We start from the raw sequence: 12,406 nt of genomic DNA on the forward strand, positions 1-12,406 counted from the left end.
ACAAGGTGGCTTAACTAGAGCGGAATATCACTTATAAATACGCTTTTAGTTGTTCAAACAAGTGGGACCACCTCTTAATACGTTTTCCTTCAATATTTTCTAGCTGCCAGTAACCCAACATTTTCTCATTTTTACTACCACAACCAGATAGAAGAACAGCAGATGCAGATAATATAATTGCCAATTTTTTCATATGAACCTCAAAATAATTATGCTTGAAATTACCAAAATTTTAATAAAAGAGTTATTAATTTGAATGTGGAATATAGCATAGGCTGATTAATAATACAGCAATCAATAATATTTAAATTTAACTTAACATTTATTAATATCAGTTAAGTAAAATTACTAATTAATCTTTTTATTAGAATAAAAAACCACTAAATTATTTGATATCTTTTTGCAATGTTTTGAATTTTAAGAATTTTTAAATTTCAGGCTAGTATGAGTTATGTTTTATAGGATTTCTAATTAAAAATGGTAAAATTAAATTTTTCAAGAGTCTGGTGTGTTTTATATTATTATAGAATTTTAATTTAAAATATTGTTAATTTAAATAATCAAAGAATAAATATTATTAAGTATTTCTTAAGATTTAAGTGTTTGAATAGTTGTTTTATGTTGTTGAGTTTTTTTAATAAAATTTATAGTATTCGATTGAGTGAATTGGATACGGACTTTTAGATTCTAATGATCACTTGCTAATAATATATATTCATTTCAATCTTAATCAATCAAGTTTTAATCGATACATAATTTTTGTGAAGAGATTCAGTTATGTCTTTAAATTTTCGGACTTTGGGTATTATTTCTGCAGTAACGCTATCAACTTTGTCGATAAGTGGGTGTGTGAGTACAACAAACTCAGGAACATTAGGTGCTGAGAGAAAACAGTTTTTAATTATGCCAGCTGCACAATGGGAGCAACAATCCTTAACCGCTTACAGTGAAATAATTGGTGCTGCAAAAAATCAACGTAAAGTAGTTTCAAATGCTCAGGTAAATCGTGTAACTAAGCGATTAATACCGCTTGTAGGACATTTTCGTGCAGATAGCGCTAACTGGAAGTGGGAAGTCAATACTGTTCGTAGTGATGAGTTAAATGCCTTTTGTGTGGCTGGTGGAAAAATTGTTGTTTATACAGGCCTTATTGAAAAGTTAAAACTAACAGATGATGAGCTTGCAGCAATTATTGGACATGAAATGGCACATGCCTTGCGAGAACATGGTAGAGAAAGAGCAAGCATGAGTTTAGTGACAAACCTTGGACTTAAATATGGTGCTTCTGCATTGGGTTTAAGCGGAACTGAATATCAGTTTGCCGAATTAGCAACAAAATATGGTCTGACTTTACCAAATTCACGTAAACATGAAAATGAAGCAGACTTGGTTGGTTTGGAAATTATGGCACGGGCTGGATACAATCCAAATGCAGCTGTCGTCGTTTGGAGAAAAATGGCTGAAGCTACCAATAATAAAGGTAAGACTTCAGAGTTTTTAAGTACACATCCTGCACCAGTTTCAAGAATTGAAAGTATTCAAAAGACCATTCCACAAGTGATGCCATATTACAACGCAGCTAAAGTTAAAAAGTCATAATTTTTAATGATAGGATTTATAGTGTTGATATCTATCCAAAAACTATATATAGCTTAATTTTAATTAGGGGGGATACCAGCTATCCCCCTCAGTTTGTTTTATTCCGCAAAAGTTGCAAACATAATATTTGGAAAATTTTTCAAGAAGAATGTACGATCAAGTCTGAACTAATACAATCGAAACGATCTCTATGAATCACACATATAATCTCTGTTACACACCTCTAAATATTAAAAACAATCATGAGATACATCAGTAGCTTAAATACACCGAGAGCCTTCGCATCTTTACACTTAAAACAAAAACCCCAACCTTGGCAAGAGTCACCGACATAAAATACACTAAATAACATAATTGGTATTTTAATAAACTTTATATATAACAGTTATATAGAGTTTTTATTTTGTGTGGTGTAATTTAAGGTAGGGTGGGGTACTTTGATTTTTGGTCACTAATTTATTGTGATAATCAACAATAATAACCAACATACACATGCTTAATCTAAAGGTGTTTTACTGACTGGTATAATTTTATAATGAGAGGGGTGTTGCCTGGGGCTACGGTTTCTGTTTTGCCTTTTGGCGTAAGACGTACAAATATAAGCTTTCTACTTTTTCACGTGCCCATGGTGTGGTACGCAAGAATCGCAATGATGATTTAACACTTGGGTCTATGCAAAAACATCTAATTTCAATTTTACGACTTAAACCTTCAAAGCCACCGTAGTAATCCAATAATTCATCCAAAATGTCAGCAAGTTTTTTGCCGTGTAAAGGGTCATTGGAGGTGTTCATAATAGATCAATCGTATTTTGGGTGGCCATTATTATAACCTGGGCTAGTTGGAAAACTAGAGAGTTGGAATGTAAGTAATGATGGACTGAATAGCCACCAAAATTCTGGAGCACACCCAGCCATCGGGTGATGCATCATATATATGACTTGGTAATCCCATTTGCTGTGTAGGAAAGTTTTTTCTTAATGGGTCACCTTTTAATGGAAGTAGGTAAGAGGAAAGCTCTAAACCTTTACGGATCGCTTCAGCACTGTATTCAAAGGCAATTAATGGTCGACCTGTGATTGCTGTTGAGGAGACCAGTGTACCCTAAAGCCAATATTCACCCCATCCATTGTAGTAAACATTAAGTTTTTTGAGCATGGATTTATTTCCTTTTGATACGTTGGCGAGCCGTATTGCTCTCATAGCGAAGAATATCATCTACACTGTTTAAATTAGGTTTGAAGAGTTCCTCTAATTCTTGTAATCGGCCTAGGACCATGGCAACGCGTACTAAATTTTCAAATGAAACATTTCGACCTGCTTCCAGATTGGATACTGTATTCACACCAATACCAGCACGTGCAGCAACATCTGCCTGAGTCATTTCCAGATAAAGTCGTTCTTTACGAAGCCTCTCACATAATAATCCAACAACTTCTTCAGGTTTTCTGAATTTTAAATCCATAATATTGGGTCTTATGTCCATATATGTCTATTAAACCACAAAATAATGGAGTTATAAAATAAACAGTTGATCGGTAAGAAGGTGCTTTATTGGCCTGATTAGATCCTATTAGATTAAAGAAATCTAATTAGACATTTACAATCTAATGGAATCTAATACAATCTATGGTAATAAATAAATCATTGCCGAGTAATTAAAATGATGACCATCTCCAATGACCCTTGGCACTTTCCACGTTGAACCGTACCGGGTTTGTCGGAGAATTTTTATTTAAGTATTTTATTCATAGGCATTATTTCAATATAATGGGTGTCTATGAACAGAGAAATTCAACAAAGACTCGTATGAGTTAAATTATTTGAAGAGACTAATGATGCTGGCCTAGTTTGTCGGAGATGTGGCATTTCTAGACCAACGTTACGCAAGTGGTGGAAACGATATTCTGAGCAAGGTATTGATGGATTAAGTAGCCAGAGTAGACGTCCCTTAAAATCGCCAAATACTAAAATCAATGCTGAGCTAGAAGCCTTAATATTTGAAATGCGCTCAGCTAGAAATTTTGGTGCTCGACGTTTGCAAACAGAATTGATGAGGCTGCACGGAGTCTCGTTGTCCTTAGCGACTATCCATAAAGTACTATCCACCCATCAAGTCAAACCGATTAAAAAATTCCGTCGTAAAGCAGATTTCATTCGTTATGAACGCCCATTACCAGGCGATAGAATTCAAATGGATACCTGTAAACTGGGTCCAGGACTATATCAGTACACATCTATCGATGACTGCACACGATATCGCGTTTTAAGGATATATAAACGCCGAACAGCAGCGAATACTCTCGACTTTTTAGACTGCGTAATTGAAGAAATGCCTTTTCCCATACAGCGAATACAGACCGATCGTGGGCGGGAATTCTTTGCTGAAAAAGTACAGAAAAAAATGATGCAGCATGGAATCAAATTTAGGCCAAATAAACCAGGTTCACCTCATCTGAATGGCAAGGTAGAGCGTTCACAAAAAACTGATAAATCTGAGTTCTACGCTACTGTAGATATCGATTCTGAGGATATCCAAGACAAGCTAGCCGAATGGCAGCATTACTATAACTGGATGAGACCACATTCAGCCTTGAAAGGTAAAACACCGATGGAGAGGTACTTTGAATTATGTGAAGAAACTCCTTTCTCAGATGAAGTCCAGAAGCAATACAACCCCTCAAATGAACGGATTCAACATGCCAATTACAAGATGGATCTAGAGATCGCTAAATTGAAATGATCTCTATGAATCACACATAGAAACAATGCTAAAACTTTTGACCCCATTTGGTTTAAAATTAACTGTTGTGAAGAAATGATCACTTTCTATCAGGATATTTTCGATCTCAATGAACTGTTTAACTTCTCGAATTTGATTGTCTTTATTCACAATATTCCTATTGAGTGAGTCGAATCTGTGCTCAGGTTGAGCAGTTCGGCTACTGTTCTGAAATGACAGCTTTGTCCGTTATAATTGTATAAACATTTTGGTGTCTGGTAATTATGTCCTTATTGATCAATTTTCTATCTCGCTTTAGTACTGCAACTCTTCAGCGCAGTCTGAGCTATGCTAAACACATTGATAGGGAAACAATTGAGTTCTTTGAGGAAAATGACGATGTCACGATGTATGCCCAAATTGAAGGGACAGATTATTACGATACTGCAATTACCTATAATCTTAAAAAGGACCGTTTAATTGATGACGACTGCACTTGTCCGGTTGGATATAACTGTAAACATGCTGCTGCTTTAGCCAAATTATTTTATCAAGAATATCGAGAAGGATATCTGAAGAGCTATGTTGACTCTCAGTCATCATCTCACACTCAAAAAGATCGGGTTGCAATTAATCAAGCACAACGCTGGTTAAGTGAGTTTAAGCAGTATTTACAACATACCCAGTTAGAGCAGCAAAAGACAACGAGTAATTATTTACTTTATTATTTAGATCAGCCTTTAGGTCTATTCGGGTTAAAACTTGAGGTTCGCAAAGGTAGACGTAATAAAAGTGGGACGATCACAGGTGTCAGTTCTTATACTGAATATGGCAATATTCTAAAAAAACGTCTGTCTTTGCCTGATGGGAAGCGACAATTATTTAATCAAATTTATTATTATGCCAAGCTCAATCAGAATGAGTTTTCTTATGGAAATAGTCTTGATATATCAGGCATTGTCTTAGAGCATTTTAAATCTTTCATTCAGAGTGGTGATGTCTATTGGAAACAAAAAAGTGATGCTCCACTTACATGGTCAGAACAAAGCTATCAGCTTGAATTTTCTTGGCAAAAGAGCATTGAAAAACAGACTGAGCACTTAGATTTTGAGTTGGTCAATGGAAATGTTCGACTCAATTTAAAATCGAATCCACATCTTCAAATTCTTGTAAGTCAGCCACTTTGTTATATCGATATTCACAAGAATACGGTAGGGCAACTCTATAGTGAATATACATCGGATTTACTGTACTACCTTTGGCGGATGCCAGAGATGCCTGCGACGGTTTTGACTGAGTTTGAGCAGCTTACCCATCAATCTACAACGATACATAACTTGCCGAAACCTGGGTTTCTTCAAGAGATTGAAGTCTTACAGGGTAATCCCCAGCCAATTTTACGCTTCGGTGTTTTAGATAAATTTGATTGGAAATGGGAGGAGTCTGTTTGTGCTGAAATTGAATTCTCCTATGCAGGCGGGCGAATTAAAGCAGGTACATCAGGTGACAGTTTCATTGGTGAGCAGCATGACAAAATGGTGCGACAGCTTCGGGACTTAGTTCAGGAACAACAGTCAATCCAGCGTTTACAGCTATTGGTCGAATCACTGAAGTGGGTGAAAGATCTTAGTTATGACCAGCAATTAAAACTGGATAAACAACGTCTCGATTCTATGGTTTTTGCTTTCTATGGAGACTGGATCAAACAGCTGATGCCCATCAATCAAATTGAGTTGATGGGCTGGCAGATAGAGCATCTGGAAAACAGCCCCTTTAACCTGCAATATGTTGAAAATTTAAATATTTCTATCACTGAATCTGAAGGCCAGCAGGACTGGTTCAATATCGGGGCGACGGTTCAAGACAGTGCAGGCAATTCTTATAATTTACTTGATGCGCTCGTAGCTTTGGTGCGAGTAAATCCTGATTTACTTGATCCGCGGACTTTTATTCATCTGCATGACAGTCAAATTTTCACCGTGAAAACTGCAGTTGATCAACCTGATTTGGCGCTATCCGCTAGGGATATTAAGCCGGTATTATTGCATCTGCAGAGCATTTTACAGCAAGAAGAGCGCAGTATTGATCGCTATGATGCGAGTCAATTATTAGAATTGCAGCATAATCTTGGGATGACATGGCAGGTCAGTGATCGCCTGCAGAAATTTGTACATAAATTCAAACAAGGCTATCAGCAACAACTGCCAACACCACAAGGTTTTCAGGGGGAGTTGCGTCTATACCAGCAGCAGGGCTTAGGCTGGTTACAGTTTTTAAGGGAAACCCAGCATGGCGGGATTCTAGCAGATGATATGGGCTTGGGGAAAACAGCACAAACTTTAGCCCATTTACTCATGGAAAAGCAGGCTGGATATTTGCAGGATAGTCCCGCCTTAATTGTTGCACCCACATCGCTGATGCATAACTGGTTCAAAGAAGCGGAGAAATTTACCCCAGAGCTCAAGGTATTGCTGCTACAGGGGCCCGATCGCCATCAGTATTTTGAGCAGATTCCGCACTATGATATTGTGTTAACCACCTATCCGCTTCTGGCGAGAGATGAAGAGCAACTAAAGCAATATGAATATCATCAACTCATTTTGGATGAGGCGCAGAATATCAAAAATCCGCGCGCCAAAGCTGCACAGGTAGTACGGCAATTAACAGCGCGACATCGTCTATGTCTAACCGGTACACCTATGGAAAATCATTTGGGTGAGCTGTGGGCACTATTTTATTTCCTGATGCCAGGATTTTTATATTCACAAGAAATTTTTAATAAAAAGTACCGTCATCCGATTGAAAAGCGCGGTGATGAGCAGTTAAGACAAAAGTTGGTCAACCGGATTAAGCCCTTCATTTTACGTCGCTTGAAAACTGACGTAGCCAAAGAGTTGCCAGAAAAAACCACGATTGAAGTCAATATTGATATGAATGACCAGCAATCCAAGTTATATGAGGCTGTTCGTGCCACGATGCAGGCAAGCATTCAGAAAATTGTGGCAGAAAAAGGCTTTAAACGTAGTCAAATTCAAATTTTAGATGCCTTACTGAAGCTACGTCAGGTGTGCTGCCATCCTAGCTTACTAAAGCTGGATTCAGTGAAAACCGGGCAGGCACACTCTGCCAAACTTGAACAGTTGATGGATATGGTCGTTCCAATGGTGGAGGAGGGGCGAAAAATTCTGATCTTCTCTCAGTTTACCTCAATGTTGGAACTGATTGAGCAACAGCTCCATCACGCAGAAATTGGCTATGTGAAGCTGACTGGAAAGACCAAAAAGCGAGATGAAGTCATTACAGCATTTCAGTCTGGACAAGTGCCAGTATTTTTAATCAGTCTGAAAGCAGGAGGGGTCGGTCTGAATCTAACTGCCGCAGATACGGTCATTCACTATGATCCATGGTGGAACCCTGCTGCTGAAGATCAAGCTTCAGATCGTGCATGGCGGATTGGACAGGACAAGCCAGTATTTGTGTATAAGCTGATTACCAATAAAAGCATAGAAGAAAAAATTCTTGCCTTACAGCAAAATAAAGCAGAACTGGCACAGTCTATTCTAAGTACCGATCATGAGGGCGAAGCGAAACTGACGGAAAATGACGTGATGAACTTGTTTGAGAAATTTTAGTTTGGTTTCAGATTACCCTAATCATCTGTAAGTATCTGAAAGTCTGGATGCAATTTTTTCCAATGTGCTCTCGTTGATCGAAAGAGCCTGTGCGTACATATTGTTCATTTAGGAAAGACGAGAACTTCATCTAAAATGATTACTTGTGCATTAGATCGTTTATGGATGAGCCATGCTTATAGTGTGACATTTGATAATGGCAAGGAATTTGCCGAACACAAAAGAATTACTGATGTCGGGATAGAGACCTATTTTGCTGATCCTTACAAGTCTATTCAACGAGCAAGGAATGAAAATACAAATGGTTTAATCCGGCAATATCTGCCAAAATCATCATCGTTTGATGACGTGTCAAACGAACAAATAGAGCAGATAGAATTTGCACTCAACCATTGTCCTAGAAAAACACTAGGTTGGCATACACCGAGTGAAGTTATGGGTGGTTTTTATACTGTTGCACTTGCCGCTTGAATCCGCCTTATATTTTAAGTGATTTGTAATCTAATTTGTTGCTTAAAAGATTGAATCTTGGGGGGCGTTGCATTGGCAGCGCAAAGAGAACTTATATCTTACAGAGCGAATATGTTGTCAAAAAACAAATCAATTTTTATCTTTCTTTTTTTAGCATTTGTAATCGTGAATATTTTCATGATTAGTTTATTTGCTTATACCTTATATACTTCACATGAGCGCGAAGAAGCTGAAGTTAGAATTCATATAGAAAATTTAACTTTACTTCTTGAAAAAAGAATTAGCAGTAGCTCAAAAGAAATTGATTTATCTTTACATACGTTACAAGCTTATGTAGAAAAAGAATTACGTGAAAAAAAACAAATAAATGATAGAGATATTTCTAGCTTTATTCAAAAACAAAAAGACTGGATCGGTTCTGTTACACGAATTCATATCACCGATATCAAAGGTCAAGTCCAATTTGGCGATAGTGATATTAGTAATGAGACTTGGAATTACGCCAACTATCGTTTTTTTAAAGATGTTCAACAGAATGATAAAGATCAACTGTTTGTTACGAAACTAATAAGAGATCCTAATGGTCAAGGCTGGGTTCATCTATTTGCACGACGTTACAACCAGCCGGATGGAACTTTTGCAGGTATGATCGTCTCTACATTACCTGCTAGTTACTTTAATCATCTGATTGCAGATCTGGATGTAGGCCCTAAAGGGGTGCTGTTGGTACAAGACCTGAATATGCGAATTATCGCCCGCAATCCCGTGCTCCAAACTCCGAAAGGCCTAGTGGGTTTTGTAAGTGCACCACCAGAACTGTCACAACTGGTTCATTCCAGAGCACAGTTTGGTAGTATTTATAGTCAACAAACAATAGATAAAGTCCCACGTATGGGACACTTCCGTAGATTAAGCACTATGCCTGTTTTTGTTGTTGTTGCTTATGCAAAAGAAGACTATCTGGCTCAATGGTATCATGAACTAATTAAAGCTATTTTGTTTGGGTTGCTCTTTCTTGTAGTTACTGCGATTACAACATACTTAGTTTGGTATCAAATCCGGGCCAATATATTAAGTAATCGTCGTAGTCAGATGCTGTTGCAGAATGCTAAAGATGGTATTCATATACTAGATAGACAAGGCCGGCTCATTGAAGGGAGTGATTCGTTTTTTCGTATGATAGGCAGCACTCCACGACTAGTTGTAGGACAAACGCTGAGTTATTGGGATAACGGCTATAATGAAACAGATTTTCAAGATTTGATCAATACAGGTGTTTTAAATCCAGAGGGTATTCGCTTCGAAACTTATTATCAGAATGCTCAAGGTGAGTGTTATCCAGTAGAAGTCAGTTCAGTTCTAGTGCATCTTGATAATGAAGAGGTTTTCTTCTGCTCGGCACGTGATATTACTGAACGTAAAAAAGCTGAAGAAAATCAGCGTATCGCTGCAACTGCATTTGAATCCCAGGTTGGAATGATGATTACAGATTCTCAGCGAGTTATTTTACGGACCAATCGTGCATTAACAGAAATTAGCGGTTATAGCCAGCAAGAGTTGATCGGTAATACACCAAAAATCTTTCAATCGGGCAGGCACGACAAAAAATTCTATGCCACCATGTGGGAGCTTATTCGTACCACAGGATCTTGGCAAGGTGAAATATGGAATAAGCGTAAAAATGGAGAATTGTATCCACAGCACATCTTGATTGCGGCTGTACGTGATAGGAATGGCGAAACGACGCATTATGTGTCTTCTATTACCGATATTTCTGCCTACAAAGCTTCAGAAGAAAAAGTACGCTTGCTTGCATTCTATGATTCTCTGACCCAATTACCTAACCGTAGCCTGTTTCTCGAGCATCTTGAACAGAGCCTACAAGAAGCGGAAAATAAAAAATGGTGGGGAGCACTTCTGTGCATTGATCTGGATCACTTTAAAGTATTGAATGATACAGAAGGTCATGAGACTGGCGATCGCTTATTAAAGCAAGTCGCAACGCGCCTGTCAGAATACATAGAAGCAAATCAAATGGTTGCTCGATTTACGAGTGATGAGTTTGTGGTACTGCTTGATCAGCTTGGAAACTCCGAGATGGAGGCTATCCAACGAGCAGAAAAAACTGCAAAAGATATTTTGCAAAGACTCGCTCAACCATACTTTTTCACTAACTCTGAGTACCGTAGTTCAGCAAGTATCGGGATTAGCCTGTTTGGTCAAGATGCAGAGGAAAACCTACAGGATCCAATTAAACGTGCCCAAATGGCAGTGTTTGAAGCAAAGAATTATGGCCGAAATACCTATCGCTTCTTTGATCTACGGATTCAATCCCAGGTTGAGGAACGTGCCGAGATTGATGCCGGCTTGCGTCAAGCGTTGGAAAAAAATCAGCTTATGTTGCATTACCAGCCACAAGTAAATGGTGCAGAGCGGATGATAGGAGTAGAAGCCTTGTTACGTTGGCGTCATCCAGTTAAAGGAATGATTTCTCCTGCCCGTTTTATCCCTATAGCAGAAGAAAATGGCTTTATGATTTCACTGGGTCAGTGGGTACTCGAAAGTGCCTGCCAGCAATTAGGAGAATGGGCTAAACACCCGAAAACAGCTCATCTCAGCATCGCCGTGAATGTCAGTGCAAGTCAGTTTAGGCGTGAGGAGTTTGTTCAAGACGTACTCGAAATTCTGGAGCGTACCCAAGCTCCGGCACACTTGCTCAAACTTGAACTTACCGAAAGCGCCCTAGTCATGCGTATAGAAGATATTATTGAAAAAATGACCATTCTTAAACGTTATGGAGTGATATTTTCTCTAGATGACTTTGGGACTGGTTATTCTTCTCTGGCTTATTTACAACGTATTCCAATTGATCAGTTGAAAATTGATCAAGGTTTTGTTCGTGATATCGTGGTGAGTAGTAATGATGCCGAAATTGTGAAAATGATTATTGTTTTGGCTAAAACTTTGGGAATTTCTGTAATTGCTGAGGGAGTTGAAACTGAAGCCCAACGAGATATATTAGAAAAACAGGGCTGTTACCATTATCAAGGCTATTTGTTTGGCAAACCGATGCCTATTGATGAGCTTGAGCAATACTATCTTTCAAAAGTACATACAAAACCAAGAAGGACATGAGTAAGTCCCAAAGTCGTGCTATCTATCCCCACCTAAATCAAAGATTACAGATGGGGAATTTCGCACAGTTAGTTAAATTGCTCTATAAAGCAGGGCAGCCAGGCATTCCGCTTGCTCAATCGAACAGATGCCTTCCAGGCGCATCTCTTTGATCAGACGATCCTGAGGGGTTCTATTCGCCCGTTCTACACAGCCTTTGGCTTGTGGTGAGTTGGCGAAGATAATATCGATATTCAGGGTGCTGAGTACGCGCCCAAATTGCGTAATCTTGGTGTCTTTCTTGCTGCTTTGATTCACCCCGAAGACTGAATGTTTGTCGCTGTAAAACGCTAAAAGCTTACCATGCTGTTCGACATACAAACTTGTTGAATCCATGAATGGTAGTGAGCTTTTCATGGGCCAAGGTAGGTCCAAATCCCAGCAGATGTTCAGAAATAATGGAAAGACATTTTGATTTTAATAAATCATCATGGCGACGATGGCCAGATTGACCACGACTGGCATGCGCCATACCTGAAACACCATCTTGATTGAGCTTCTGTAATAACCAGGTAATTTGACGGGTTGAAAGATTAAGGATTTCAGCAGCACGGACTTGGGTAATACGTTGATCTCGAACGTCTTGCAGAACAGCAAGACGTTGAATTTCTTTGTCAGACATAGTGATCAGCATCTATATTTCATATCCAGTCCATGATGTTTAAGCCATCATAAACTAGACATTTTTATTGGTGAGAATATAGACATTTTGAATGGGTTCTAACAACGCATGTTATTCCTAAGTAGAAATGTCCTACCTAATAACCAAATAGAAATGTCCTATATGGACAATTCCAAGTCAAGCACA

General features: G+C 38.4%; 6 protein-coding genes and 4 pseudogenes. 5 read left to right on the forward strand and 5 right to left on the reverse strand.

Annotated elements, in window-relative coordinates; translation table 11 throughout:
• Window positions 1–31 precede the first annotated feature (31 nt).
• Window positions 32–193 (reverse strand): hypothetical protein, encoded by a 162-nt coding sequence (locus tag HHA42_RS12255; RefSeq protein WP_168526676.1) that lies wholly within the window; start codon window positions 191–193, stop codon window positions 32–34.
• A 584-nt stretch (window positions 194–777) separates the two neighbouring features.
• Between HHA42_RS12255 and HHA42_RS12260 the strand changes: the two genes are divergently transcribed.
• A complete protein-coding gene (locus HHA42_RS12260; protein WP_168526678.1) occupies window positions 778–1,599 on the forward strand; it encodes a M48 family metallopeptidase in 822 nt (273 codons plus the stop codon).
• Window positions 1,600–2,156: 557 nt separating this feature from the next.
• On the opposite strand, the gene HHA42_RS12265 is transcribed toward HHA42_RS12260, so the two are convergent.
• The 3 genes and pseudogenes from HHA42_RS12265 to HHA42_RS12275 form a co-directional block, all read right to left on the reverse strand.
• Entirely contained in the window at window positions 2,157–2,393 is a 237-nt protein-coding gene (locus HHA42_RS12265; RefSeq protein ID WP_002058193.1) for a VF530 family protein, read from the reverse strand.
• Window positions 2,394–2,508: 115 nt separating this feature from the next.
• Window positions 2,509–2,697: pseudogene (locus HHA42_RS12270) on the reverse strand (type II toxin-antitoxin system HipA family toxin); the annotation flags it as partial.
• Window positions 2,698–2,761: 64 nt separating this feature from the next.
• A complete protein-coding gene (locus HHA42_RS12275) occupies window positions 2,762–3,064 on the reverse strand; it encodes a helix-turn-helix transcriptional regulator (RefSeq protein WP_002058191.1) in 303 nt (100 codons plus the stop codon).
• 315 nt (window positions 3,065–3,379) lie between these two features.
• Between HHA42_RS12275 and HHA42_RS12280 the strand changes: the two are divergent.
• The 4 genes and pseudogenes from HHA42_RS12280 (at window position 3,380) to HHA42_RS12295 (ending at window position 11,559) form a co-directional block, all read left to right on the forward strand.
• Window positions 3,380–4,342: pseudogene (locus HHA42_RS12280) on the forward strand (IS481 family transposase).
• Window positions 4,343–4,605: 263 nt separating this feature from the next.
• Complete coding sequence (locus HHA42_RS12285) at window positions 4,606–7,953, forward strand: DEAD/DEAH box helicase (RefSeq protein WP_168526680.1); 3,348 nt, start codon at window positions 4,606–4,608, stop codon at window positions 7,951–7,953.
• Between the two features lie 69 nt (window positions 7,954–8,022).
• A pseudogene (locus HHA42_RS12290) lies at window positions 8,023–8,424 on the forward strand (IS30 family transposase); the annotation flags it as partial.
• A 57-nt stretch (window positions 8,425–8,481) separates the two neighbouring features.
• Complete coding sequence (locus HHA42_RS12295) at window positions 8,482–11,559, forward strand: EAL domain-containing protein (RefSeq protein ID WP_252726329.1); 3,078 nt, start codon at window positions 8,482–8,484, stop codon at window positions 11,557–11,559.
• Between the two features lie 71 nt (window positions 11,560–11,630).
• Here HHA42_RS12295 and HHA42_RS12300 read toward each other — a convergent pair.
• A pseudogene (locus tag HHA42_RS12300) lies at window positions 11,631–12,232 on the reverse strand (ISNCY family transposase); the annotation flags it as partial.
• Window positions 12,233–12,406: the final 174 nt, after the last annotated feature.

Origin of the sequence: Acinetobacter sp. A3 (assembly GCF_012371415.1) — a bacterium.
GTDB lineage: Bacteria > Pseudomonadota > Gammaproteobacteria > Pseudomonadales > Moraxellaceae > Acinetobacter.

Bases quoted from the DNA above. Each gene is read 5' to 3' on its own strand.
- HHA42_RS12255 (WP_168526676.1), bottom strand. From the start codon at position 193: ATGAAAAAATTGGCAATTATATTATCTGCATCTGCTGTTCTTCTATCT.
- HHA42_RS12260 (WP_168526678.1), top strand. From the start codon at position 778: ATGTCTTTAAATTTTCGGACTTTGGGTATTATTTCTGCAGTAACGCTA.
- HHA42_RS12265 (WP_002058193.1), bottom strand. From the start codon at position 2,393: ATGAACACCTCCAATGACCCTTTACACGGCAAAAAACTTGCTGACATT.
- HHA42_RS12275 (WP_002058191.1), bottom strand. From the start codon at position 3,064: ATGGATTTAAAATTCAGAAAACCTGAAGAAGTTGTTGGATTATTATGT.
- HHA42_RS12285 (WP_168526680.1), top strand. From the start codon at position 4,606: ATGTCCTTATTGATCAATTTTCTATCTCGCTTTAGTACTGCAACTCTT.